The organism is Vibrio sp. HS-50-1 (assembly GCF_024747315.1).
GTDB classification, from domain to species: domain Bacteria; phylum Pseudomonadota; class Gammaproteobacteria; order Enterobacterales; family Vibrionaceae; genus Vibrio; species Vibrio diabolicus.
In genome coordinates this window covers 271,967-296,815 of the sequence record NZ_JAMPZF010000024.1, presented here as the reverse complement: position 1 = coordinate 296,815, position 24,849 = coordinate 271,967, and the positions used below count along the sequence as shown (strand labels likewise).

Below are 24,849 nucleotides of genomic sequence, written 5' to 3'. Positions count from 1 at the left end.
TTACCTTAATGGTGCATTTTTATGCTTTCGCTTTTTTACGCTTATCTGTGACTTCCCACTTACCTTCAACAAAGAGCGCTGTCCAACCAGATGGTTTGCCGTTCTCTTCCGAACGAACGTAGTTCTCTTTTGTTTTGCGACTAAAGCGTACAACTGCAGGACGACCATCAGGATCTTCTTGCGGTGCGGTCGCTAGGTATTTGAACTTCTCAGGTAAACGCTCTTCAAAACGTGCCAGTTCAACAACCAAAGGAGCACGTGTCTCGCGCGATTTAGGGAAGTTGCTTGCCGCCATAAATAGACCTGAAGCACCATCACGAAGTACGAAATACGCATCTGAGTTTTCACATGGTAACTCGGGGAAATGAACAGGATCTTCTTTCGGTGGCGCGACTTCGCCATTCTTCAGAATCTTACGAGTGTTCTTACACGTTTCACTCGTACAGTCCATGTATTTACCAAAGCGACCGTTCTTAAGCACCATATCTGAGCCACATTTGTCACATTCAACAACTGGACCATCATAGCCTTTGACTTTGAACTCGCCGTATTCAACAAGGTAGCCCTCACAGTTCGGGTTATTACCACAAACATGCATCTTACGCTTGTCATCAATCAGGTATGCGTCCATCGCCGTTTCACAGATCGGACAACGCTTTTTAGCACGAAGCGCGGCCGTTTCAACGTCTTCTTCTAGAACGTTAATAATACCCTCTTCGTCACCCAAGTTGATGGTTGTCTTACAACGCTCTTTTGGTGGTAACGCGTAACCAGAACAGCCTAAGAACACACCTGTCGAAGCAGTACGGATACCCATTGGACGGCTACACGTCGGACACTCGATATCCGTCATGACGATGTGGTTTAACTTCATACCGCCTTCTGACTCATCCAGCTCCGCTTTTTCAAGATCGCCAGTAAAATCAGCAAAGAAGTTGTCTAACACAGCTTTCCAGTTCACTTCACCTTCAGCGATTTGGTCCAATTTCTGTTCCATACGCGCAGTAAAGTCGTAGTTCATCAAATCGTTAAAGCTGTCATCAAGGCGGTCAGTAACAATTTCACCCATTTTTTCAGCGTAGAAACGGCGCTGATCAACTTTCACGTAACCACGATCTTGAATCGTAGAAATGATCGATGCGTAAGTCGACGGACGACCAATACCTCGTTTCTCCAGCTCTTTAACCAGTGCTGCTTCAGTGTAGCGCGCAGGTGGCTTTGTAAAGTGCTGTTTAGGGTCAAGTGACTCTAAACTTAGCTTATCGCCAAGTTGTACCGCAGGAAGGATTGTATCCTCGTTTTTGCCCATTGGACGTTGTACACGAGTCCAGCCGTCAAATTTAAGGATACGGCCTTTCGCTTTAAGCGTGTATTCTGCTGCTTTTACGCTGATGGTTGTTGAATCGTATTCTGCTGGCGTCATTTGACACGCGACAAACTGATTCCAAATCAAAGCGTAAAGTTTGTGCGCATCAGCATCGACACCTTGCAGGTCTTCCGCTTTAACACCCACATTTGAAGGACGGATCGCTTCGTGCGCTTCCTGTGCCCCTTCTTTGCTACCGTACGTCAATGGTTTCGCTGGTAAGTACTTATCACCAAACTCAGAACCAATAAAGTCACGTACAGCGTCCACAGCCTCGGCACTTAGGTTAGTCGAGTCAGTACGCATATAAGTGATGTAACCGGCCTCATAGAGGCGCTGAGCTAGCATCATGGTCTTTTTCACGCCGTAGCCCAGACGTGTACTTGCTGCCTGTTGAAGCGTAGAGGTGATGTAAGGTGCTGAAGGCTTGCTCTTTGTAGGGCGATCTTCACGCTTACATACTTCGTAACTTGCATTCTCAAGCACAGACATCGCTGCTTTGGTTTCTGCCTCATTAACTGGCTTAAACGCAGAACCATCTTTCTGAGCAACAAGCAGTTTAAAGTCAGCTTTGTCTTTCGTTTTCGTATTCGCATGAATATCCCAGAATTCTTCTGGTACAAACGCGTTAATCTCACGCTCACGCTCAACTAATAGTTTCACCGCAACAGACTGCACGCGACCAGCAGATAAACCACGAGCCACTTTCTTCCAAAGTAAAGGTGAAACCATAAAACCAACGACACGGTCCATGAAGCGACGCGCTTGTTGGGCATTAACACCATCCATGTTCAGCTCACCAGGTGTCTGGAAAGCTTGTTGGATCGCGTTTTTCGTAATTTCGTTAAAAACTACACGTTTGTATCGCTCTTCATCGCCACCGATGATCTCACGAAGGTGCCATGCGATTGCTTCCCCTTCGCGGTCCAAATCGGTTGCGAGATAAACGCAATCTGCGTCTTTGGCGAGTTTTTGTAGTTCGTTGACAACTTTTTCTTTGCCTGGAAGGATTTGGTAATTCGCTTCCCAGTCATGATATGGGTTAATCCCCATTTTTTTGATCAACGCTTTGCGGTCTTTCTCTTTTTTAACGCGCGCTTTCTCTTCCGGACTCATCCCTTTTGTTGAGATGGCTGCGGCTTTTTTCTCACCAGTGCTTTGACCGGCCGTAGGCAGATCACGCACATGACCAACACTAGACTTAACAATAAAGTCTTTACCAAGGTACTTATTTATCGTCTTTGCCTTGGCTGGTGACTCCACTATAACGAGTGATTTACCCATAACTGACTCTAACGTCCTTCATAATAATGCGGGTAGAAACCTTGTTTAAAGGCCACCCGCATAATGTTCTATTTCATTGCTTCTTTTTTACTATTGTGCGAGATGAAAAGAAGATCAACTGCTTTTTTGAAATTCAGATCCGATTGGTTGACAATTCATCGTCTTTATACTTCAAAGAGACAGGGTTCTGAAAGGTATTGAGCGGCATATCTAAACAGGCAAACTTAGCATCCGCTAATCCAATGCAATAAATTTTGTTACCCATCACAAAATAGTTTCGTTCAGTGGCTCTGTCATATCCTCCAACTAATCATACTTTCACTCTAAAAATTGATCTGTTTAGGCTAAGTGAACGATTAACTGAATTAATCATGCAAACCCATTTTAGTTGTAGGTATACTCAGCGTTCTCAACTGAAATGAATGGTAGAAAAAGTATGTCAGATAGAACGTTTATCGAAGAGTTTGACCTTCTTTTGATCGCTAACCAAATCATCCAAGAGCACGATGATTACATCGAGGGAATGCGAGCAACAAGCGTAGAAGAAAAAGAAGGTGTTTTAGTTTTTAAAGGTGAATACTTCCTTGATGACAAAGGTTTACCAACTTCAAATACGACTGCAGTATTCAATATGTTCAAATACTTAGCGCATCACCTTTCCAAGGAATTTACGCTGGTTAAATAGTAGCGGAAAACAAAAAAAAGCCAGAGTGTTATTCACTCTGGCTTTACTGTTTCAGGTCAGAATATTTAGCAGCTTAAAGCCTTAAGTTTGTCGAAGTAGTCAGGGAACGTTTTCGACGTACACTTTGGATCGTTAATCGTCACAGGCGTATCACTAAGTGCCACCAGCGAAAAACACATCGCCATTCGATGATCATCGTAAGTATCAATTGCAGCATGCTTTAACTGAGAGACAGGTTTGACGATGATGTAGTCTTCCCCTTCTTCCACTTCCGCACCAACTTTACGTAATTCCGTCGCCATAGCTGACAAACGGTCTGTTTCTTTTACACGCCAGTTATAAACGTTACGAATAGCAGTAGTGCCTTCGGCAAATAGCGCTGTTGTCGCGATGGTCATTGCAGCATCAGGGATATGGTTGTAATCCATATCGATGCCTTTCAATTGACCAACACGTGAAATTACGTAGTCATCACCCCATTCAATTTCTGCACCCATTTTTTCAAGCGCATCAGCAAATTGAATATCACCTTGAATGCTGTTTTTACCGATACCCGTCACTTTAACTTCTCCGCCTTTGATGGCTGCCGCCGCCAAGAAGTAAGAAGCAGAAGACGCGTCACCTTCAACCAAGAAATCACCTGGGGCGATGTATTGCTGACCGGCAGGAATCACAAACTCTTGATAGTCGTTGTTGATCACATCGACCCCAAACTGCTTCATGATATGCAGGGTGATATCGATATAAGGCTTAGAAACCAACTCGCCTTCGATGTTGATGCGAATTTCACCTTCAGCCAATGGCGCAGACATTAAGAAAGCGGTCAAGAACTGACTCGAAATAGATCCATCGATAGAAACTGTACCTGCTTTTAGGCCAGTACCGACTATTTTGAGAGGCGGAAAGTTCTCGTTTTCCATGTACTCAACGTTCGCACCAGCATCTTTCAGTGCCGTGACAAGGTGACCAATTGGACGCTCTTTCATACGAGGTTCGCCCGTCAGTACATACTCCCCTTCTCCAAGACAAAGAGCCGCAGCTAATGGTCGCATCGCAGTGCCAGCATTACCGAGAAATAACTCTACCGGCTCTGAGACAGAAAACGGACGCCCAAGGCCTTCAACGAGACATTCTGTTTTATCTTCGGAAAGTTGGTATTGAACGCCGAGTTTAGTCAGCGCATTCAGCATATGACGGATATCATCACTGTCGAGGAGATTAGTAAGGCGAGTTCTGCCTTTAGCAAGAGCAGCAAGTAAAAGAGCTCGATTAGAAACGCTTTTAGAGCCAGGAAGATTCACTTCCCCTTGAATTTTATTGATAGGTTGTAACGTTAGGCTTTCCATTAAAAGTTGATAATCCTTTGTGCCCTCAACATACGATTTTTTATGAGAGCTAAACAATTCTTCGTGAATTCAGACTACCCAAAAAAACACGACAAAACCAGAGCAAATCGGCGCTAATTTATGAATATACTCAAGTAGCCTAAAGATGCAGAATTAAAGGCATTGCCAGCGATGTAAATAAGAGCGAAAGAGGCGCGACGAAACAGCAAGCTATTTCGATTTTATTTGACGATAAGCCAGCCCTACTGTGCATGCCTGGTTAGGCTACCTTAGGTTAAAATAACGTAGGATTAATAAGCGATATCAACCCTGACTCCATCATCAAAATATAAGATACGAACTTCATCCCCTCGACTAAATAGCATATTTTTATCAACATCTTGGATAACATTAATCAGCTTGTCGCCCTTCACTTTAATGAGTAGCTCAACTAACTTATATTCAACCGTGTATTGGTAATTACTTTGATTTTGTGCAACCGCTGCACCTGCAAGTGCACCCACTGCCGTCGCAACTTCTCTTCCCGTACCGCCACCAAATTGATTGCCGACTAAACCGCCTATTGTGGCACCAAGTAGCGTTTTCCAACCATTATTTTTCGATTGAACGACCTCTTGCTGAGTAATATAACGGACAGAGTCAATCTTCCCATACACCACTTCATTTACCGGCTTGGCAACATTTCTTTCATATGCTGCGTTGGCGGCAAGTGGGAAAAACAGTATGATCCAAAGCCATACTTTCACAATATTTCTTGACCAGGTCATCATAAACTCCTCTGACTCTAATGTTGGTAACGACTTCTTATGGCTATTTATTTAACTGAACTCGATGATACGTTCAACTTTCCCTCACCGTATAAAGCACTCAGCGATCCCAATGGTTTGCTTGCTTTTGGCGGTGACTTAGATCCCATGAGAATCCTCAATGGTTACTATCAAGGCATTTTCCCTTGGTATGGTCCTGGAGAACCTATTCTATGGTGGAGCCCTTCCCCACGCGCTGTTTTTGATCCCTTAGCGTTTAAACCGTCTAAAAGTCTCAAAAAATTTCAGCGTAAACATAACTATAAAGTAACGCTCAATTTCGCGACAGAAGAAGTGATTAGACTATGTTCATCAACACGTCCTGCAGAGGAAACTTGGCTCAACGAGGACATGCAAGCGTCTTACATTGAGTTAGCTAAACTTGGTCACTGTCACTCTGTAGAAGTATGGCATGACAACGAGCTCATTGGGGGACTATATGGCATCTGCGTTGGTCAACTTTTTTGCGGAGAGTCGATGTTTAGCCTAAAAGATAACGCATCTAAAATTGCATTGTGGTACTTATGCAACCATTTGGCGTCAAAGCAAGGTCAATTAATCGATTGTCAGGTTATGAACTCGCACTTGGCATCACTTGGCGCATTTGAACTAGAGCGTAACGAGTTTATGCAAAAACTACTATCTTTAAGAGAAAAACAAACACTATTTGATACCTATAAGCCCCAAGTTTTGCAGGATTCAGTATGAGTACGGATATACAACATATTCGAATTGGATTAACGAATAATCACCCTTGCAGTTACTTGCCTGAACGGCAAGAGCGTGTGGCAGTAGCACTTGATGCAGGGCTGCATACTGAAGAAAACTATCAACTGCTGATGGCCAACGGCTTTCGTCGTAGCGGAGATACCATATATAAACCGCACTGTGAGCATTGTAATGCTTGCCAGCCAATTCGAGTCTCGATTCCGGATGTGACGCTATCAAAAAGCCAGAAGAGGCTGCTCAGTAAAGCACAACCTTTACGTTGGGAAATGAAACCCGAAATGGATGAGGAATGGTTTGCGCTTTACAGTCGTTACATTGCCAAACGACACAAAAACGGCACTATGTATCCACCAAAGCGTGATGAATTTTATCGGTTTGCCCAAACCAGCTGGTTGACCACTTCATTTTTGCATATTTACGATGAGTCAAATCAATTACTCGCCATTGCGGTAACGGATGTAATGACTCAATGTTCGAGTGCATTTTATACTTTTTTTGACCCTGACTACCCGTTATCTCTTGGCACTTTGGCAGTGCTCTATCAAATAAAATACTGCCAAGAAAACAAACAACAGTGGCTTTATTTGGGTTATCAGATTGATGAGTGTCCAGCAATGAACTATAAAACACGCTTTCAACGCCACCAAAGGCTAGTAAATCAGCGTTGGCGAGGGTAGAATACGCCTCAACTTTACATAATTACTATTTAGCGGCAGAATATAGACCGCTAATATTGCCTAATTTCTAAAGAGGATTAAATGGCTAAAGAAGACGTAATCGAGATGCAAGGCACGGTCCTTGACACTCTACCAAACACTATGTTCCGTGTTGAACTTGAAAACGGTCACGTTGTGACTGCTCACATCTCTGGCAAGATGCGTAAGAACTACATCCGTATCCTAACGGGTGACAAAGTAACTGTAGAGATGACTCCATACGACCTGTCAAAAGGCCGCATCGTCTTCCGCGCTCGTTAATCTCTGATTTTCGGATGCAATAAAAAACGGAGCAGTTTGCTCCGTTTTTTATTGCATGATTTTTATTTCCGAGTAGGTTCAGACAAACAAAAAGCGCACGATAAAATCGTGCGCTTTTACTTCCCTACGGAGCAATTAATGCATCGCTGCCTCTTTCTCACTCAAATATTCAAATTTAAGTGTGTCATTCACTAGTGTTACTTTCACAGTGCCGCCGTCGACTAGAGAGCCAAACAACAATTCATTAGCCAAAGGTTTCTTAAGTTGCTCTTGGATAACGCGTCCCATTGGGCGAGCACCCATCGCCTTATCATAACCTTTATTCGCTAACCAATGGCGTGCATCTTGCGATACCTCCATTGATACGCCACGAGCATCAAGTTGCACCTGCAGTTCAACAATAAACTTATCAACAACTTGATGGATAACGCTTTCATCAAGGCTGTTAAACCAGATGATGTTATCAAGACGGTTACGGAACTCAGGAGTGAATACCTTCTTAATTTCCGCCATCGCATCGTGACTGTTGTCTTGCTGAATCAAACCAATTGATTTCTTCTCAGTTTCAGCCACACCCGCGTTGGTTGTCATAACGAGGATGACATTACGGAAGTCTGCTTTACGACCGTTGTTGTCCGTTAGCGTACCATTATCCATCACTTGCAATAGCAAATTAAAGATATCTGGATGCGCTTTCTCAATCTCATCGAGTAATACGACTGAATGTGGGTGCTTGATAACAGCGTCTGTTAGCAAGCCACCTTGGTCGTAACCGACATAACCAGGAGGTGCACCAATTAAGCGACTCACGGAGTGACGCTCACCATATTCCGACATATCAAAACGAAGTAGCTCGATCCCTAGAAGCTTAGATAGCTGCACCGTCACCTCTGTTTTACCCACCCCAGTAGGGCCAGCAAACAAGAATGAACCAACTGGTTTGTTATCCACGCCCAAACCTGCACGTGTCAGCTTGATCGCTTCGGATAATGCATCAATCGCATTATCTTGACCAAATACCAACATCTTCATCTTGCTATCTAGGTTCTTCAAGATGTCTTTATCTGAAGAAGAAACCGACTTCTCTGGGATTCGTGCCATCTTGGCAACCATCGCTTCGATATCGGCAACACCAACCGTTTTCTTACGGCGGCTTGCAGGAGCAAGACGACTGCGAGCGCCAGCTTCATCAATGACATCAATGGCTTTATCTGGTAAATGACGTTCATTGATGTATTTCGCCGAAAGTTCTACCGCGGCACGCAGTGCTTTATTGGTGTAACGTACTTCATGGTGTGCTTCGTACTTCGGCTTCAAGCCCATCAAGATTTTAGTTGTGTCATCCAGAGAAGGCTCTACAACGTCAATCTTTTGGAAGCGACGGGACAACGCACGCTCTTTCTCGAAAATGTTGCTGTATTCTTGGTATGTAGTCGAGCCGATACAACGCAACTTACCGCTACTTAGTAGAGGTTTGATAAGGTTTGCGGCATCAACTTGACCACCAGAAGCCGCACCCGCACCGATGATTGTGTGTATCTCATCGATGAACAAAATTGCATCTTCTTCTTTTTCAAGCTGTTTCAAAATCGCCTTGAAGCGTTTTTCAAAATCACCACGGTACTTAGTACCAGCCAATAGAGAACCAATATCCAATGAGTAAATCACGCTGTTTTGAATAACTTCCGGGACCTGCCCTTCTACAATTCGCCAAGCAAGACCTTCTGCGATGGCTGTTTTACCTACCCCGGCTTCACCCACTAGTAATGGGTTATTCTTGCGGCGGCGGCAAAGTACTTGAATAGTGCGCTCTAGCTCTTTATCGCGACCAATCAGTGGATCGATATTGCCATCTTTAGCGACCTGATTAAGGTTAGTCGCAAAGCTTTCCAAACGTTCTTCAGAATTCGGCTCTTCGACACTCTCTGAACTGAACGAATCTGATGATGGGTCTTCGCTTGCACCTGACGCTTTAGTAATACCATGGGAGATAAAGTTAACAATATCTAATCGGGAGATGTCGTTTTTCTTCAGTAGGTAGGCGGCATGCGACTCTTGCTCACTGAAGATCGCCACAAGCACGTTTGCACCTGTTACTTCGTTGCGGCCAGACGACTGTACATGAAAGACGGCGCGTTGTAGCACACGTTGAAAACTCAAAGTCGGCTGGGTTTCACGCGTCTCATCACTGTCTGGGATAAGAGGCGTAGTTTGATCGATGAATATATCGAGTTCGTTACGTAAAGCGTCAAGATCCGCTTTACAAGCTAAAAGGGCTTCCTTAGCTGCATCATTTTCCAATAATGCAAGTAGGAGGTGTTCGACAGTCATAAACTCGTGGCGTTTATCTCGCGCCCGAGCAAATGCACCGTTAAGGCTTGACTCTAGTTCTTTATTTAGCATAAGTACCTCCCGAAAAAACAACTTGGGTTGTTCGAGCAAGTCTTCTTTGTTTACGCTTGCTCCATAGTGCAAAGTAGCGGATGTTCATTTTCCCTTGCGTACATCGTAACTTGCGCTACTTTTGTTTCGGCAATTTCTGCACTGTATGTGCCACAGATTGCCTTTCCTTCATAGTGAATCTTGAGCATGATCTGAGTCGCTTTATCAATGTCATGTGAAAAGAATCGCTCAAGTACCTCTATGACGAAATCCATAGGTGTATAGTCATCATTATTTAGTACAACATTGTACAGCTTAGGTGGCTGAACTTTCGTACTTTCTCGCTCCAGAAGATCAGAGTCCGGAGTGACCCATTCAAAATTTTTACTCATGGCAATTCAAAGATATCGTATCAAAGGGTTGATGTTTTCGACCTATAAAAACAATCTACCACAAGCGTGCAGCGCGGTGTAGTGAGATATGGCACCGAATTCGATCTTTGATCGATAAAAGTTACTACCTAATATAGAGACTAATGCAGGTCTTGAGGGGGCGCAAATAAAAGATGCTTGTCGATAAGTTACACATTTTTACTTATAAAATAACTTTCTTTTTACCCCCTCCGAGCTATTGCGAAACATCTCTCAGTCTTCTACCGAGATCACACTTCCTAACTGAGAATGGGGTAATTATCACGAAAACTTCATTTTTTATTCAGTTAGAGGATTCATCTATCATAAGCAACACGAACAGTATGGTTTTTCCAGTGAATACTACTTTGCAGGCTAATTGACCAAACTTCCGCGTATATACGAAAAACTGTTTGCAAATTTGTTAATCTCAAAAGTGATTTGTTTTCAATTATGTTTCTGTTTGTTGCTTAATGCTATTGACTGTCGGGATTCATTGACTACAGTGGAAAGTGTTGATGCATAAATCGTCATTTTGAATCCATTTGTTTTTAAGCAGCTTGGTGAATGTGATTTCTCATTGACTAGATGTTTGTTAGCGTTCGCTGACAATAGTAGTACCAGGTTAAAGGTATAACTTGGTTGTTGTAACAACTCAGTAAAAAATGCATGAGGGATGTAAAAGCATGGCTACAGGTACAGTAAAGTGGTTTAACAATGCCAAAGGATTTGGGTTTATTTGTTCAGATGAAGAAGAGGGAGATATCTTTGCCCACTACTCAACTATCCAGATGGACGGTTATCGTACACTGAAAGCAGGCCAACAAGTCTCATACGAGATTGAAAAAGGTCCCAAAGGCTGTCACGCGAGTAGCGTCGTGCCTCTTGAAGGTCAAGCCAAATAATTAGAGCGCTGTCGAAAAATAAAAATATTGCTCTCGAAACATCATTTTGATGTTCTGAAGAGAAAAATAAACCCGCCAAGATAGCGGGTTTCTTACTATTTGTAGCTTATGAAATGCAGATAGACCACATACAAAGTATTGATAAAATAAGAAACACGTCGAAAGCGACGTGCTCTTTTCATCTATTTTACTTGTTAATGATCGCGTTAAAGGTTTCGCTTGGGCGCATCAACTTAGAAACCAGTGCATCGTCTAGCAGGTAATAACCGCCCAGCTCTCCTTTCACACCCTGTGCGTTGTTTAGCTCAGCGACGATTTTTTCTTCATGCTCTGACAACGCTTTCGCAATCGGTGCAAACTCAGCAGCGAGATCAGCATCGTCTGTTTGCTCGGCAAGTGCTTTCGCCCAGTAAAGTGCAAGGTAGAAATGACTACCGCGGTTATCTAATTCGCCCACTTTACGTGATGGAGACTTGTTGGTATCTAAAAACTCGCCAGTCGCTTTGTCTAGCGTATCCGCCAAAACTTGTGCTTTCGGGTTGTTTGCCACCACACTTAGATGTTCTAGGGATGCAGCTAGTGCTAAGAACTCACCTAAAGAATCCCAACGAAGGTGATTCTCTTTTTCTACTTGTTGAACATGCTTAGGAGCAGAACCACCAGCACCTGTTTCAAATAGACCACCGCCATTCATCAATGGAACGATAGATAGCATCTTAGCTGACGTGCCTAACTCTAGAATTGGGAACAAGTCTGTTAGGTAGTCACGAAGAACGTTACCCGTTACAGAGATAGTATCTAGACCCGCTTTCATACGCTCTAGCGAGTACTTACAAGCATCAACAGGAGACAGGATCTTAATCTCTAGACCGTCAGTATCGTGCTCTGGTAAGTAGGTATTTACTTTCTTAATGAGTTCAGCATCGTGCGCACGGTTTGCGTCTAGCCAGAATACAGCTGGAACACCTGTTGCACGTGCGCGAGTCACTGCTAGTTTAACCCAATCTTGGATTGGTGCGTCCTTCACCTGACACATACGGAAGATATCGCCTTCTTCAACCGCTTGCTCTAACAATACGTTACCCGCAGTATCAACAACGCGAACAGTACCCGCTGCGTCTAGAATAAATGTCTTGTCGTGAGAACCATACTCTTCTGCCTTTTGAGCCATTAAGCCAACGTTAGGCACGCTACCCATAGTGGTCGGGTCAAATGCGCCGTGCTCTTTACAGAAATCAATCACCGCTTGGTAAATACCTGCGTAGCTACGATCTGGTATCATCGCTTTGGTATCTTTTTGTTTACCATCTGGTCCCCACATTTGACCAGAAGAGCGAAGCATTGCTGGCATAGAAGCATCTACAATAATGTCGCTTGGTACATGTAAGTTTGTGATACCACGATCAGAATCAACCATCGCAAGTTCTGGTTGAGTTTGGTAAACCGCTTGAATGGCCGCTTCAATTTCTGCTTTTTGCGCTTCAGGTAGAGACTCAATTTTTGAGTAAACATCACCGATGCCATTGTTTACATCAACGCCTAGCTCTTCAAACAGCTTGCCGTACTTATCGAAAACGTCTTTGTAGTAAACTTTTACTGCATGGCCGAAAATGACAGGGTCAGAAACTTTCATCATTGTCGCTTTCATATGAAGAGACAGCAGCACGTCTTGTGCTTTCGCTTCAGCAATCTCTTTCTCGAAAAATTCAACCAGCGCCTTCTTCTTCATCACTGAAGTGTCAATGACTTCTTTATCTAGTAATGGGAACGCAGACTTGAGCTCTTTAACTGTACCGTCATTACCAACAAACTCGATTTTTACCTCTGTTGCACCAGAGATAGTCGTGGACTTTTCGCTACCAAAGAAGTCATTGTCTGACATGCTCGCGACATGAGACTTAGACTCTGATGACCACGCACCCATTGAATGTGGATTTTTCTTCGCGTAGTTCTTAACCGAAGTTGGAGCACGACGGTCTGAGTTACCTTCACGAAGTACTGGGTTAACCGCACTACCTTTGATTTTGTCGTAAGCCGCTTTAATAGCTTTCTCTTCGTACGTGCTCGGTTCTTCTGGGTAGTTTGGTAAATCGTAACCTTTCGCCTGAAGCTCTTTAATCGCCGCTTTAAGCTGAGGAACTGAAGCTGAAATGTTAGGCAGCTTGATGATATTTGCTTCTGGAGTTTGAGCCAGTTCACCAAGCTCAGTCAACGCATCGCCAATGCGCTGTTCTTCTTTTAGATGCTCTGGGAAGTTAGCGATAATTCGACCTGCTAGTGAAATATCACGAGTATCTACATTGATGCCAGACGATGCTGTGAATGATTGAATGATTGGTAGTAATGAATAAGTTGCTAGCGCCGGCGCTTCATCAGTGATGGTGTAGATAATTGTAGGTTTTTCTGTAGGCATGAAATTTCCCTATTTTTTAATCAACTTGTTGGCTGATCAACTCAGCGTCTGAGTTGGTTTAATTGACGCATTGCTGCACGTTAGCAGTACATGTCTCCTCACTAACGCCACATGCGGTTCGCACTCTTTGTTGTAGTTTGAAGCTCTAAGCTCTGAATCCATGAGTGCACTGATATAATTAAACAAATAACACGAATTAGTCTATCATTCTGTGCGCGTTTGTTAGTTTTAGGCGCGCAAATCATATCCGATCATGAGAAAACTTAAAACTTTCAAACACAGTTCATTTACATTTTTGCAGGGTAGTTAACATGTCATCTCGTACAGGTCAGGAAAAAGGTCGCAGTCGTAACCAGTCTAAAACGGGCCATTTTAAACACTCAGGAGCTCGCAATGGCTCAAAGACTCGTACTCAGCAAGACCGTCGCCCTAATCGCCCAACAAAAAGCCAAAAGCCAAAAGTGGCCCCCAAAGATCGTAAAGTCATTATTTTCAACAAGCCTTACGACACGCTCAGTCAATTTACCGATGGTGATGGTCGCAAAACGTTAGCGGACTATATCCCAATCAAAGATGTCTATGCGGCTGGCCGATTGGACCGAGACAGCGAAGGTTTGATGGTGCTCACTAACGACGGCATCTTACAGGCGAAGCTCACGCAGCCAAAGTCAAAATCGCCGAAGACTTATTGGGTTCAAGTCGATGGCGCTCCTCAAGAGCAAGATCTTGAAAAATTGAGAAAGGGAGTAGAGCTAAAAGATGGTATGACCCTACCAGCCGAAGTTGAAGTGATTCCAGAACCACAAGTCTGGGATAGAACCCCTCCTGTTCGTTTTCGGGCAAATATCCCAACAACTTGGCTAGCCATTACCATTATTGAAGGAAGAAATCGCCAGGTGCGTCGCATGACTGCACACATTGGCTTCCCTACTTTGCGCCTCATCCGTCATTCGATGGGTGATATCGTCCTTAACGACCTAATGCCTGGTGAATGGAGAGAAATCTCTCTCTAATACGGCAGAAAAGATAAAAGCAGGCTTAAAGCCTGCTTTTTAGATTCTTGGAAGCGTTTCAACTTCTTCCGTCAAACCCTATCTAACAAATTAAGGGATTACTGCTCAGCTAGCCAGTTTTTAAATGCCTCTTTTTCCGCTGGAGACGCTTTATTGTACATCGTCTTTAATACATCAATCATTGGACTGTCTTCAGGCACTGTTATTGTTCGGGTATCGCTAGTCTCAACTCGAGGCTCGATATCACTTACTGATTGTTGATGCTGATTCACAGTTACATAACTAACGGCAACACTCGCGATACCGCCAGCAATATTGTAGTTACGAGATTCTTGAGGGTAATTACGACCAATTTGAACACCATCTGACTCTAATACATCTTCGACCAAAGCAATAGGTTGACCTTTGGTGTCCAGCAGTTGCCAATCTAAAGGTGAGATGTTGTTTTGCGCTTGACGAAGAGTTTTAAACTCTGGTAGTTCAAACTTTAGTTTTTCATTTTCAACATCAAACTTAGCGATGATCACGTCACTGTAAACTGTCTTAAGGTTTTCGTTTGTTTCAAAAGCAGGTTGATATTTGAAGACAATTTGGTTAGTTCCGTCGGGGATCTCAATTGTCTTCTCACTAGAGAAAAGTCCCCCCTCAAGTTTTGGCTTCTCCATATTGACGGCCAGTAACTTCACGTCTTCTGGAACCACTAAAGTCGTTGCAGCATAAAGGTTTGTACTGGCAAGAATAGACAACGCCATTGCCACTTTTAATGATAACTGCATAGAGTTTTTCATCCTTATCTTCATAGTAAAAGACCCAGCATATAGCTGGGTCTTACAATATCAAACTGGGTATTGATTACCAGTAGAAACGTGCACCAACACCGAAGTCAGTTTTAGAATCAGTTTCTGCAGTTGTTTTACCAGCTTCTAGCTTATCACCATCAAAATTGTAACCCGCTTCTGCGAATACGCGAGCCCATTTAGAGAACTTGTATTCAACGCCAGCGTAAAACTTAGATTGGTCGCCATCTTTCTTGCCAGATTTGTCAGAAGATGACATTACTAGCTCGTAGCCAGAGTAAAGTGTTGTTTTAGGAGCTACAGCGAACATGCCTGCTAGAGAGATACCGTGAGAATCGATAGTCTCGTTAGCTGCTTTGTCTTCATTTTCGTTGTAGTAGTACGTAGCACCTAGAGTGTGCTCATCTAGAGCGTATTCAGCAGTTACTTCGAAAGATAGGTTTTCAGTGTTGTTACCTTTAGAAGCAATCTTGTTCTCAGAAGAAAGAACGCCAGCGTGTACAGATAGGTCATTGAAAGACTTACCTACGAATACTTCGCGGATTTCTTCGTTTTGATCTTTCTCACCTAGCGCGTAACCAGCTTTTAGCCAGAATGCGTCATTTTCGTAAGCGTATTTAATTTGAGAAGAGTTGTTCCACGCGTGTCCGTAAAGAAGTGCAGAACCACCGAAGAAGTATGAGTAATCAGCTCCGTAGATGTCATCAGCCCAAGTACCTTCTTTACCAAAACGAAGTGTACCCATATCGCCCATGTCGAAGCCAAAGATGTGACGGCGTACGTATACTGAGTCATCAGTACGCTCGCTTGAATCAGCACCTGCACCGTAGTTGTCACCTAGAGCAACACCGATTTCAACTTCACCTAGAACTTTTAGGTTGTCGTTTACAACGTAGACACCGTTTACGCCCATACGAGAAGAGCTAGTGTTTAGCTCTGCAGTGTGGTCTGTGCTGTCTAGGAATAGAAGAGTTGGACGTAGCTGACCGTAGAAATCTACAGAACCTTCTTCAGATTTGAATACTTCAGCTGCGTTCACTGAAGTTGCAGACGCAACTACAGCTAGTGCTAATAGAGTTTTTTTCATAATTAATCCACTGCCTTTTCTTAGTTCGGGATATCCTTGTCCGGTTCCCTTTTTTTATATGTTTGAGATAGAGCGTTAACAAAACGTTATACAGCGCCTTCTCAAAATCTGGAGCTAAGAGTGCAAAAGATTATTCTGGCTGTCAAATTTTCTAAATACTAATGTAAAAAAACAAAAATAACATTTAAAAACAATAGCTTGAAAAGTTTATCTTTATTTATTCGACGAACATCTAATCAATCCTCTTGATTTTTCATAATTTATAAAACCATTAACAATAAGATTTTAAATCCAAGATACGCACTAAAAAACACAATTCACAGAATAAAAAACCATACAAATATCATATTTGGAGTTTTATATTTTTCATATAATGAAATTAATTTCATTTAGATAAGGTTCAATATTTTTTTGTGAAGAAGATCTACATTCCTCATAAAAGCATTCCGTTTTGTGAACTACTGTACAACTAGTGATGTGTGCTACTATTCGCCTCCAACGCATTTGAGGCCCGTATGCTGACCAGTAACATTCAAAAATCGATTCGTAATAGCTATCAAAACCTGCAAGATCAACTTGATAACTTTGTACCTAGAAGAGCACAAAACTACCTTGTTGCAGAGATTGCAAAAACGCTGTGCGGTCAGTACCACAAATCTAACCGAATACTGGTTGCAGAAGCAGGGACTGGAATTGGTAAGTCGCTCTCCTATCTAATGGCCGCCATCCCCGTGGCCGTACATAACAATAGAAAAGTGGTTATCTCAACGGCGACCGTAGCTCTGCAAGAACAGCTCATAAATAAAGACCTCCCTCTTTTTCGTCGGATTACCGACCGAGAGTTTTCTTTTATTTTGGCAAAAGGCCGTCAACGATATTGTTGTGCAGAAAAACTTGCTTCAGCTTGTGGCGCTGATGGTGGTCAGTTAGCCATGTTCGAAACCAAGCCTAAGCAAAGAGATATAGAGCTGTTGGAAACAATGCATCGCTCTCTTGCGCAAGGTAAGTGGGACGGTGACCGTGATTCTTGGCCTAAAACCATTGATGATAAGCTATGGCAACTGATTGTTAGTGATAAACACAGTTGTAATAACAGCTTACCCGGCCATCGCGGCTGCCCATTCCAAAAAGCGCGCTCAGAGTTGGATAAGAATGATGTCATCATTGCGAACCACTCTCTCGTCATGGCAGACGCAGACTTGGGGGGCGGAGTAATCTTACCTGAGCCAGAAAACACGATATACGTCTTTGACGAGGCACATCACTTGCCTCATGTCGCCCGCGATCATGCTTCAGCATCTGCGAGCTTAAAAGGTGCGGCAGCGTGGCTTGAGAAGTTAAATCAGTCGATTAGCAAGTTTTCATCGCTCGCAGACGAGAAACGCGTAGCTCGATTTCGCAACGACCTTCAAGACGCGGTTCAGAACTTGATACCAGCACTGACTCAACTGCCTAAACAGTTCGATCCAGCTCAATTTGAAGAAGGCATCTACCGCTTTGAGCACGGTGAACTACCAGAATGGCTAGAGAACCAATCCAAAGAGTTGAAGCAGTTCAGTAAAAAAGCAAATCAAAGTGTGGCAAAAATTGCCGACCTTATTGCGGAAAGAGTAAAAGATGGGGAGCTTGCGACAAGATTGGCTGAACCAGCGCTTGCAGAGCTCGGCTTCTACATTCAAAGGTTAGAAAACCTAGCGCAAGTCTGGCACTTGATGGCTGAGCCAACTCGCGAAAAAGGTGCGCCTTTGGCTCGCTGGTTAGAAACCCACCCCGATCGCGAGGGTGATTTCATTGTGAGTGTTTCTCCGCTTGAAATTGGATGGCAACTCGACCAACAAATTTGGAGCAGGTGCATTGGCGCCATTTTAGTTTCCGCAACGATGCGTGCATTAAACTCCTTCCATTACTTTTGCCATCAGGTTGGTATTGATGGAAAACCAGAATCAGGCACACAGTTTTTAGCGCTTGCGTCACCATTCGATTACCAAAACCAGGCAGAATTGCTCATCCCTGCGATGAAATATGAACCACCAGCGCCTCAATTTACTGAATATCTTATTGAGATATTGCCTAACTACTTGGAAGACAAGAAAGCCAACTTAGTATTATTCTCATCCTATTGGCAGATGAACCAAGTTGCGAAGGCGCTGTCTTCGGAGTTCATAAAAAAAGGCTGGGCGTTGCAAGTTCAAGGTGAAAGCTCACGTCAAGAAATTCTAAAAAAACATAAAAAGCTAATAGAATCAAATAAAACCAGCATCTTATTTGGTACTGGCAGTTTCTCTGAGGGGCTAGATTTACCTGGCGAATTACTTGAAAACTTGGTAATTACAAAAATTCCATTTGGTGTTCCAACCTCTCCTGTCGAACAGGCTCACTCCGAATATATCGAGAAAAAAGGTGGGAACCCGTTTATGCAAATAACTGTACCTGACGCAAGCAAAAAGCTGATCCAGAGCGTAGGTCGCTTACTGCGTAAAGAGAGAGATTCTGGTAGAGTAACGATTCTTGATCGACGCCTAGTCACTAAGCGATACGGACAAGCCTTAATCGACTCACTACCTCCATTTAAACGTAAAATAGAATATTAGAAGAATCACCATTTATGGAAATGATTGAGCCAACTATGCTGTTGGTGTTGGCGCTTGTCGCTTTTGTCGCTGGATTTATTGATGCAGTTGCCGGTGGTGGTGGCATGCTAACCGTACCTGCTCTATTATCGTTGGGCTTGCCGCCCCATATTGCACTAGGCACCAATAAACTTGCGGCTACCTTTGCCTCTTCTACTGCGGCATTTACGTACTACAAGAAACGTTTATTCAAGCCTCAATGCTGGGGAAGAGCATTTGTTGCGACGCTTGTCGGAGCAACATTAGGTACCCTACTTGTGGACGCGATTAGCACGGATTGGCTAGAAAAAGGGTTACCTCTTGTTATTTTAGCGGCGGCGTTATACACCGTCTTCCATAAAACACCGCACTCACCTCATCAAAGTCCAATTCCCGAGCCTTGCCCAAAACTTCATAGAAAACAGTACATGCAAGGATTATCCATAGGGTTCTATGACGGGCTCGCAGGGCCTGGAACTGGGGCTTTTTGGACGGTCAGTTCAATGGCTCTTTATCGGCTGAATATCTTGCTCGCCTCTGGCTTAGCAAAAGCAATGAACTTTACCAGCAACTTTACCTCTTTGATCACGTTTGCAGTCCTCGGTCATATCAACTGGGTGCTAGGCTTAACAATGGGGGTATGTTTAATGGCTGGCGCTTTTGTTGGCGCACATTCCGCCATTCGGTTTGGTTCTAAATTCATTCGCCCTGTATTTGTTACTGTCGTCAGTATACTGGCCATAAAATTGGCTTATGACGCATGGTTTGTAGGTTTGTCATGAACATTTCTCAACTCCAGGAAAACCTAGAACAAATGGCGAAGCAAGCCGCTGTTCTTGACCGTCAAAGAGGCGAACACCATGTTCCGCTTTTTGATGATCGCTTATTTGGTTGTCGCTCTCGCTTACTTACTCCTTGCGTAAAAGAAGCAAAAGCTACGCTGGATGCGATTGTGCGTGAGCAAAATGAAGGTAAGCTCACCGCTTTACGTGCTGAGTACCTCACTGAACGGTTAGTAGCGCAAATCGGTGCGATTCAACGCGAGATTTCTACCACCAAAATTCGCAAGAATGAGATCAAACATAGCAGCCATTTCCGCAAGCCTATTAACGTGCTTTACCAGGAACTCGCTCAACACCAAGAGTGGGCAAGACGCTTGCGCGAAATGGTGTTAGAAAAAGAACGTGCTGTCGAAACCGCTCCTAGTTTTATGCGTGCCGAGGCTCAGAAAGTGTTACTAGCGACCGAGCAACGTTTGGCACGTTGTGAGGCAGCGCTTCTGAAACTAGAGAACCAAATTACACATAGGGAAAAACACCAATAATGGCCGATCAACCAACCTCGCCTTTAGATGACGCACCTGAAGAGATCAAATTGGCTGTCGATTTGATCTATTTACTTGAGAGCAATGAGATAGATCCAGAAGTTGCGCTTAACGCTTTGAAGATCGTGCAAAACGACTTAGAAAACAAATTAAAAGCAAAGTAGCCCAACGTTTCGCTCCTTTCACCGAGACTCGTTTTCAGTGCTCTTGCACAATGATACTATTCATAAAAAAGTACGCCCTCAAAAAGGATAAACAATGAAAGTAATCAGCTTTAACATCAATGGACTACGTGCGCGACTGCACCAACTCCAAGCGCTAATCGACAAACACCAACCAGATGTGATTGGCCTTCAGGAAATTAAAGTTCACGATGAAGCATTCCCGATTGAAGCTGTCGAAGCCATGGGCTACAAAGTGTATTTCCATGGTCAAAAAGCGCATTACGGCGTCGCAATGCTTTGTAAGCAAGAGCCTCTTCTCGTACAAAAAGGGTTCCCGACGGATAACGAAGAGCACCAAAAGCGCATGATCATGGCGACGTTTTTAAATGAAAACGGCGAAAAGATCACGGTGCTAAATGGCTACTTCCCTCAAGGGGATAACATCAGCCACGAAACAAAATTCCCATACAAACGTCAGTTTTATAAAGATCTAATGACCTACCTAAACGATCATCACAATAGTGACGAGCAATTGATTGTTATGGGTGACATCAACATCAGCCCTATTGATGCAGATATCGGTATCGGCGAGCCAAACCGTAAGCGTTGGCTAAAAACAGGTAAATGTTCATTCCAACCGGAAGAGCGCGAATGGCTGAAAACCTTGCTAGATTGGGGCTTTGAGGACACCTTCCGCAAGCTATATCCAGAAGTGAACGATCAATTCTCGTGGTTTGATTATCGCTCTCGCGGGTTTGATGATAACCGAGGTCTACGAATTGATGTCATTTTGGCGACCCCTTCTCTCGCGCAAAAATGTATTGAGTCGGGTATCGATTATGAATTGCGCGGTATTGAAAAACCTTCAGACCACGCTCCAATTTGGTCGACGTTCAAGTAATACATAACTGAACAATAAGCGGGACTCAACGCTAAGCTTAACCCATTAAAAAGGGAGACTCTGTCTCCCTTTTTAATGCAAGTTACTTTCTACTCAGCTAGTTCAGCGGCCAAACCGTTTGACCATCTACACTGACTGGCGTTTGAGCAAATTCGTTCAGACAGTAGCCGGTATTGCTGCTTGCAAAGTAAGTGAGAGGCATCGGTGGTAGATTCAGCGCCACAACCTGCTGTTTCGCTTTTTCTGTGAACGAGAAGCCCCACATATCTAAATAGCTCGTCATGTCTCGCTGAGAGATGTAGCTTAGAGCAATAAGCAACCAGTCGTTGTTTGAGATGCTATTTGCCTCTTCACGAGAGTAGTTGGCGAAACCAATACTCAGTCGTCTCTCATTCCAAAGCGCATCATCCGATTTTAAGCGGTTAAACTCACGTTCAATCAGGTGCAATCGCGCCAATAAATGCCAACCATTTTGCAGTACACCTTCATGCTGCGTCGCCATCATCATTTGAATGTAAACGCGAGCTCCCCAACTCCAACCAGTTTGATTTTGCGCTGCCATGTAAGCGTTTGAATCCGCTTGAGTTCGGCTTGCTTGCAATAATTCAAACTGGCCTTTGAAATCCAAACTTTGGCAAGTTGAAACTTTCCCTGTATCCTGGAAGAAACGAGACTTACTGTAATACGAGTAGTAATTGGTCGTTGAATGCCCTTCCCAGCCTGCAAATCGGAATCGACCTTTTTCCAAGCCATGACCAAGCTCATGTAAATCACCGTGACCGAGTGGGCTGAATGACCAGTAAGCATCGTATGGGTTACCAGAACAGCCGTAACCACACGTCGCTTGGTCAGCGTTCATATGCTTCACCATATCAATATTGGCGATTTCCCAACCTTGATTTTTGGCATACTGGATAATTTCCGGAACCTCATCGATACCCGGCCCTTGGAAACCAGCCAAGACATGTGGGTAGTTATGAACATACTCTTCTGTCGCCAGCGCCATTTCAGCTGGTGTCGACCACATCTCATCGTTGACAGATTCAAGCATTTTGTCACGTTTAGAGTGTACCTCAAATCCAGGCGTGATCAGTTCAGCCCAATCGAACAAATTCGCTTCAAGCTCCTGAATAAACGCATCGTTATCCTTTTCACTTCTCCATACAGGGTGTTGCGCTACATGGCTAAATGTTAGAGCTACTGGTACATCGTTGTTGTTAAAGTGAACCTGGATAGGCCCGCCATAAGGTGAAGTCAGCGTGATGGTTTCACCCGGCTTCACCTCATAGGCGAAAGAAGTCAGCATTTTTGGTCGCGTGTATCCATCTTTGCTGAACTCATGAGTTGCGCCACTTCTTAAACTGTTGATGACAATTTTAGTCGTCACTTCATTACTGTCATTGCGCGTGACCGTAAAGGTCTCCCCTGGAAGCGCATACACACCAGCAGAGCGGAAGTTACGCTTTGATTCCATATTAATCGTTGCGCTGATTCTCTTTACTTCAGGGCTAAACTCACTACGGCTGAAGTTCCCCATATTTGGTTGTTTTGGGTTTACGCTTCGGCTGTTGTATTGCACGTAATCGGCAAAGTACGACTTTAGGAATTCGGTCGTTTGGGTTGACTGTTTGTCCATTGGGAAGACAACCGTTTGACGATAATGATCAGCCAGCAATACCATGAGTTTTTCGTATTGGTAGCCGTCTTGATTAAACAAATCTACTTTTTGTTCATCAAGCTTTTGCAACCGATGGCGAATACTGTTTGCCCCTGCATAAAATTGACTTTCCATATTCGCAGTGTCAGGACAAGATTTGTCATCACACTGTGACAAGTCAACATTGAAGTTTTGAGATTCAAAACGAGACAACAGCGCTTGTTGCGTAGCAACAGAGTCTGGCACGAAGTTCATGAGTGATGAAGGCGCCCAATCAACCAAGCCTAACTTACGCCAATAGTTATCTCCCACATAATCAACATGGAATTTTTCCAAAATGTCTCGGCCAAGTTCAGTTAGTCCTCCATCCCAATGCAGGTATAGAACAGGAATTTGGGCTTGCTCAGCGTATGCCAGAGCATCGAGTACTTGTTGGTTGGTGTCGCCAGATTGCAGATGCTGTGACAAGATCAATAAGTTTGGAGTATTGGTTTGCAAGCAGCTAAGTAGCTTCGAACCATCGCATAGGTTGGCCTCGTTAAACGCCAACTCTTGTGAAACATTGTCGTTCAGCCAATTCCGAGTCGCTTGCTCATCAGGGAAGTAATAAGACTGATCCATTTGCGCGATGACAACGTTTGAAGTAGCTCCGCCTGACAACCAAGTGACCAAGTTGCTTAGCCATTGAGTCATCGCTGCATTCGAAGACTCGGGAAAGCGTTGTGCCGTTCTAAATGGGTTACTACCTAATAGCGCATAACGTTGACCATTAGCTTTTTCTCCAGCAACGCCAATTGACAACGCCTGATCTTTATAACCGCTAGCCATGGCCTTGTTGGTCATCAAGATGGTGTCGTTGAACCCATACTGAGGTGCCAATATCGCTGCATCATGGGTTGGATCCCAATAAAGGCCAGAAAGGTTTTTCGCAATTGCAGATTTGATCGTATTCGACTGTTTCTTGTGCCCTTCCACAACTTGCCGACTTTCTCGGATGAAATCGTTCGGGTCAGAAACGAGCAGTGCATTACCAGTTTCCAGAGCTTGTTGAACTGGAGCTGGCGTTGGTTTTACTTGAGCATTAGATTGTGACTCTCCCTCTCCCCCACCACATCCAGTGGCAACGGCGGCAAGGCCCAACGATAGAATTGTTTTTTTCATTTTTACTTACTAAACAATGGGTTTATCAAATATTAATGTAAGTACATGAATAAAAAGAAATAGTCTTTTGTATCGGTAGGGAAAATAGGAATGAAGATAACAAAATCATCAAAAAGCAATGGTACCCATTCCGATACCATTGCTGACATTAATTATTAACTTAAAGGACGTAGGTATGCCAAGAAGCGCTTCTCTGCCACTTTAAAGCACCACAAGATCATAAACGTCAGTGCCATGTAGAACAGCCCCGCCGTTAGGAAAGATTCAAATGGCGCATAGTAACGTGAGTTAACTAAGCGCGCAGCGCCAGTTAGATCCATAATGGTAACGATACCCGCGACCGCACTACCGTGCAGCATGAAAATCACTTCGTTTGAATAAGCTGGTAATGCTCGACGCAGTGCACTAGGCAAGATAATACGTCTGTATGTCATAAACTTACTCATCCCATACGCTTTGGCAGCTTCTACTTCACCTTTGGGCAAGCCATTAATCGCACCACGAATAATTTCTGCTGTATAAGCCGACGTATTAAGAATAAAAGCGACTAAAGCACAAAACCAGGCGTTTTCCCACAAGGTATCTTTCACAGGAAAGAACTGATCCATACCGTAATAAATCAAATACAACTGGACCAACAACGGTGTTCCACGGAAAAAGTAAATGAATCCCCAAGAAGGTAAGCTAAAGGCATAATTCGTACTATTACGTGCCACGGCTAATGGAATCGAGACACACAAACCGATAACCAACGCTAATCCTACCAGCCAAACTGTCGTCCAAAGTCCCTGAAGATAAGTTGGGAAGCTTTCAATAATCAAAGAAAAATCCAT

At 43.7% G+C, this 24,849-nt stretch carries 21 protein-coding genes; 11 read left to right on the top strand and 10 right to left on the bottom strand.

All coding sequences use genetic code 11. The features are described 5' to 3' along the window. Window positions 1–19: 19 nt before the first annotated feature. Entirely contained in the window at window positions 20–2,650 is a 2,631-nt protein-coding gene (topA, locus tag NDJ01_RS10995; RefSeq protein ID WP_258586695.1) for a type I DNA topoisomerase, read from the bottom strand. Between the two features lie 436 nt (window positions 2,651–3,086). Here topA and NDJ01_RS10990 point away from each other — a divergent pair, with 436 nt between their 5' ends. Beyond that, on the top strand, window positions 3,087–3,335 hold the full coding sequence (locus tag NDJ01_RS10990; protein ID WP_005387884.1) for a YciN family protein: 249 nt from the start codon (window positions 3,087–3,089) through the stop codon (window positions 3,333–3,335). Window positions 3,336–3,400: 65 nt separating this feature from the next. Here NDJ01_RS10990 and aroA read toward each other — a convergent pair whose 3' ends face one another. Beyond that, window positions 3,401–4,681: a 3-phosphoshikimate 1-carboxyvinyltransferase gene (gene aroA / locus NDJ01_RS10985; RefSeq protein ID WP_046874732.1), complete on the bottom strand. Its 1,281-nt coding sequence runs from the start codon at window positions 4,679–4,681 to the stop codon at window positions 3,401–3,403. A gap of 290 nt (window positions 4,682–4,971) precedes the next feature. Further along, the gene (locus NDJ01_RS10980) at window positions 4,972–5,448 is read right to left on the bottom strand and encodes a glycine zipper 2TM domain-containing protein (protein WP_005390705.1); all 477 of its coding nucleotides are present in this window, start codon (window positions 5,446–5,448) and stop codon (window positions 4,972–4,974) included. 39 nt (window positions 5,449–5,487) lie between these two features. On the opposite strand from NDJ01_RS10980, the gene aat reads away from it, so the two are divergent. The 3 genes from aat to infA all read left to right on the top strand — a co-directional run bounded on the left by aat (window position 5,488) and on the right by infA (window position 7,193). After that, window positions 5,488–6,195, top strand: a complete 708-nt coding sequence (gene aat, locus NDJ01_RS10975) for a leucyl/phenylalanyl-tRNA--protein transferase (protein ID WP_005390703.1) — start codon at window positions 5,488–5,490, stop codon at window positions 6,193–6,195. Next, window positions 6,192–6,893 carry an arginyltransferase gene (locus NDJ01_RS10970; RefSeq protein ID WP_006742128.1) on the top strand — a complete coding sequence of 234 codons (702 nt, stop codon included), beginning with the start codon at window positions 6,192–6,194 and terminating at the stop codon, window positions 6,891–6,893. The genes aat and NDJ01_RS10970 overlap by 4 nt, the downstream gene beginning before the upstream one ends. 81 nt (window positions 6,894–6,974) lie before the next feature. Beyond that, complete coding sequence (infA, locus tag NDJ01_RS10965; RefSeq protein WP_001040192.1) at window positions 6,975–7,193, top strand: translation initiation factor IF-1; 219 nt, start codon at window positions 6,975–6,977, stop codon at window positions 7,191–7,193. Between the two features lie 135 nt (window positions 7,194–7,328). Here infA and clpA read toward each other — a convergent pair whose 3' ends face one another. Together clpA and clpS are read right to left on the bottom strand one after the other, a co-directional pair. Next, a complete protein-coding gene (gene clpA, locus NDJ01_RS10960; protein WP_005390700.1) occupies window positions 7,329–9,596 on the bottom strand; it encodes an ATP-dependent Clp protease ATP-binding subunit ClpA in 2,268 nt (755 codons plus the stop codon). Between the two features lie 50 nt (window positions 9,597–9,646). After that, window positions 9,647–9,967: an ATP-dependent Clp protease adapter ClpS gene (gene clpS / locus NDJ01_RS10955; RefSeq protein ID WP_031780157.1), complete on the bottom strand. Its 321-nt coding sequence runs from the start codon at window positions 9,965–9,967 to the stop codon at window positions 9,647–9,649. A 704-nt stretch (window positions 9,968–10,671) separates the two neighbouring features. Between clpS and cspD the strand changes: the two genes are divergently transcribed. Next, the gene (gene cspD / locus NDJ01_RS10950; RefSeq protein ID WP_005378407.1) at window positions 10,672–10,890 is read left to right on the top strand and encodes a cold shock domain-containing protein CspD; all 219 of its coding nucleotides are present in this window, start codon (window positions 10,672–10,674) and stop codon (window positions 10,888–10,890) included. Between the two features lie 187 nt (window positions 10,891–11,077). On the opposite strand, the gene NDJ01_RS10945 is transcribed toward cspD, so the two are convergent. Beyond that, on the bottom strand, window positions 11,078–13,303 hold the full coding sequence (locus tag NDJ01_RS10945; protein WP_258586694.1) for an NADP-dependent isocitrate dehydrogenase: 2,226 nt from the start codon (window positions 13,301–13,303) through the stop codon (window positions 11,078–11,080). Window positions 13,304–13,614: 311 nt separating this feature from the next. On the opposite strand from NDJ01_RS10945, the gene NDJ01_RS10940 reads away from it, so the two are divergent. After that, the gene (locus tag NDJ01_RS10940; RefSeq protein WP_258586693.1) at window positions 13,615–14,316 is read left to right on the top strand and encodes a pseudouridine synthase; all 702 of its coding nucleotides are present in this window, start codon (window positions 13,615–13,617) and stop codon (window positions 14,314–14,316) included. A gap of 98 nt (window positions 14,317–14,414) precedes the next feature. Here the strand turns inward: NDJ01_RS10940 and NDJ01_RS10935 are convergent, their stop codons facing one another. Next, window positions 14,415–15,092 carry a DUF2057 family protein gene (locus NDJ01_RS10935; RefSeq protein ID WP_258586692.1) on the bottom strand — a complete coding sequence of 226 codons (678 nt, stop codon included), beginning with the start codon at window positions 15,090–15,092 and terminating at the stop codon, window positions 14,415–14,417. A gap of 76 nt (window positions 15,093–15,168) precedes the next feature. After that, window positions 15,169–16,200, bottom strand: a complete 1,032-nt coding sequence (locus NDJ01_RS10930; protein ID WP_006742133.1) for a porin — start codon at window positions 16,198–16,200, stop codon at window positions 15,169–15,171. A gap of 515 nt (window positions 16,201–16,715) precedes the next feature. Between NDJ01_RS10930 and dinG the strand changes: the two genes are divergently transcribed. From dinG to xthA, 5 genes are all read left to right on the top strand, one after another. Beyond that, window positions 16,716–18,791: an ATP-dependent DNA helicase DinG gene (gene dinG / locus NDJ01_RS10925; protein ID WP_258586691.1), complete on the top strand. Its 2,076-nt coding sequence runs from the start codon at window positions 16,716–16,718 to the stop codon at window positions 18,789–18,791. 14 nt (window positions 18,792–18,805) lie between these two features. Continuing rightward, window positions 18,806–19,591: a TSUP family transporter gene (locus NDJ01_RS10920; RefSeq protein ID WP_005390688.1), complete on the top strand. Its 786-nt coding sequence runs from the start codon at window positions 18,806–18,808 to the stop codon at window positions 19,589–19,591. Further along, the gene (locus tag NDJ01_RS10915; protein ID WP_258586690.1) at window positions 19,588–20,133 is read left to right on the top strand and encodes a primosomal replication protein; all 546 of its coding nucleotides are present in this window, start codon (window positions 19,588–19,590) and stop codon (window positions 20,131–20,133) included. Before NDJ01_RS10920 ends, NDJ01_RS10915 begins: the two co-directional genes overlap by 4 nt. Continuing rightward, window positions 20,133–20,297 carry a pleiotropic regulatory protein RsmS gene (rsmS, locus tag NDJ01_RS10910; RefSeq protein WP_005378432.1) on the top strand — a complete coding sequence of 55 codons (165 nt, stop codon included), beginning with the start codon at window positions 20,133–20,135 and terminating at the stop codon, window positions 20,295–20,297. The genes NDJ01_RS10915 and rsmS overlap by 1 nt, the downstream gene beginning before the upstream one ends. Window positions 20,298–20,391: 94 nt before the next feature. Then, entirely contained in the window at window positions 20,392–21,198 is an 807-nt protein-coding gene (gene xthA, locus NDJ01_RS10905; protein WP_005390683.1) for an exodeoxyribonuclease III, read from the top strand. Window positions 21,199–21,295: 97 nt separating this feature from the next. On the opposite strand, the gene NDJ01_RS10900 is transcribed toward xthA, so the two are convergent. Together NDJ01_RS10900 and NDJ01_RS10895 are read right to left on the bottom strand one after the other, a co-directional pair. After that, entirely contained in the window at window positions 21,296–24,016 is a 2,721-nt protein-coding gene (locus NDJ01_RS10900; RefSeq protein ID WP_258586689.1) for an ImpA family metalloprotease, read from the bottom strand. 155 nt (window positions 24,017–24,171) lie between these two features. Beyond that, window positions 24,172–24,849, bottom strand: coding sequence for an ABC transporter permease (locus tag NDJ01_RS10895; protein ID WP_005390676.1), 678 nt, complete (start codon window positions 24,847–24,849; stop codon window positions 24,172–24,174).

What these genes read in the sequence shown, in the direction of transcription:
- topA (WP_258586695.1), bottom strand. Translation starts at nt 2,650, where the DNA reads ATGGGTAAATCACTCGTTATAGTGGAGTCACCAGCCAAGGCAAAGACG.
- NDJ01_RS10990 (WP_005387884.1), top strand. Translation starts at nt 3,087, where the DNA reads ATGTCAGATAGAACGTTTATCGAAGAGTTTGACCTTCTTTTGATCGCT.
- aroA (WP_046874732.1), bottom strand. Translation starts at nt 4,681, where the DNA reads ATGGAAAGCCTAACGTTACAACCTATCAATAAAATTCAAGGGGAAGTG.
- NDJ01_RS10980 (WP_005390705.1), bottom strand. Translation starts at nt 5,448, where the DNA reads ATGACCTGGTCAAGAAATATTGTGAAAGTATGGCTTTGGATCATACTG.
- aat (WP_005390703.1), top strand. Translation starts at nt 5,488, where the DNA reads ATGGCTATTTATTTAACTGAACTCGATGATACGTTCAACTTTCCCTCA.
- NDJ01_RS10970 (WP_006742128.1), top strand. Translation starts at nt 6,192, where the DNA reads ATGAGTACGGATATACAACATATTCGAATTGGATTAACGAATAATCAC.
- infA (WP_001040192.1), top strand. Translation starts at nt 6,975, where the DNA reads ATGGCTAAAGAAGACGTAATCGAGATGCAAGGCACGGTCCTTGACACT.
- clpA (WP_005390700.1), bottom strand. Translation starts at nt 9,596, where the DNA reads ATGCTAAATAAAGAACTAGAGTCAAGCCTTAACGGTGCATTTGCTCGG.
- clpS (WP_031780157.1), bottom strand. Translation starts at nt 9,967, where the DNA reads ATGAGTAAAAATTTTGAATGGGTCACTCCGGACTCTGATCTTCTGGAG.
- cspD (WP_005378407.1), top strand. Translation starts at nt 10,672, where the DNA reads ATGGCTACAGGTACAGTAAAGTGGTTTAACAATGCCAAAGGATTTGGG.
- NDJ01_RS10945 (WP_258586694.1), bottom strand. Translation starts at nt 13,303, where the DNA reads ATGCCTACAGAAAAACCTACAATTATCTACACCATCACTGATGAAGCG.
- NDJ01_RS10940 (WP_258586693.1), top strand. Translation starts at nt 13,615, where the DNA reads ATGTCATCTCGTACAGGTCAGGAAAAAGGTCGCAGTCGTAACCAGTCT.
- NDJ01_RS10935 (WP_258586692.1), bottom strand. Translation starts at nt 15,092, where the DNA reads ATGCAGTTATCATTAAAAGTGGCAATGGCGTTGTCTATTCTTGCCAGT.
- NDJ01_RS10930 (WP_006742133.1), bottom strand. Translation starts at nt 16,200, where the DNA reads ATGAAAAAAACTCTATTAGCACTAGCTGTAGTTGCGTCTGCAACTTCA.
- dinG (WP_258586691.1), top strand. Translation starts at nt 16,716, where the DNA reads ATGCTGACCAGTAACATTCAAAAATCGATTCGTAATAGCTATCAAAAC.
- NDJ01_RS10920 (WP_005390688.1), top strand. Translation starts at nt 18,806, where the DNA reads ATGGAAATGATTGAGCCAACTATGCTGTTGGTGTTGGCGCTTGTCGCT.
- NDJ01_RS10915 (WP_258586690.1), top strand. Translation starts at nt 19,588, where the DNA reads ATGAACATTTCTCAACTCCAGGAAAACCTAGAACAAATGGCGAAGCAA.
- rsmS (WP_005378432.1), top strand. Translation starts at nt 20,133, where the DNA reads ATGGCCGATCAACCAACCTCGCCTTTAGATGACGCACCTGAAGAGATC.
- xthA (WP_005390683.1), top strand. Translation starts at nt 20,392, where the DNA reads ATGAAAGTAATCAGCTTTAACATCAATGGACTACGTGCGCGACTGCAC.
- NDJ01_RS10900 (WP_258586689.1), bottom strand. Translation starts at nt 24,016, where the DNA reads ATGAAAAAAACAATTCTATCGTTGGGCCTTGCCGCCGTTGCCACTGGA.
- NDJ01_RS10895 (WP_005390676.1), bottom strand. Translation starts at nt 24,849, where the DNA reads ATGGATTTTTCTTTGATTATTGAAAGCTTCCCAACTTATCTTCAGGGA.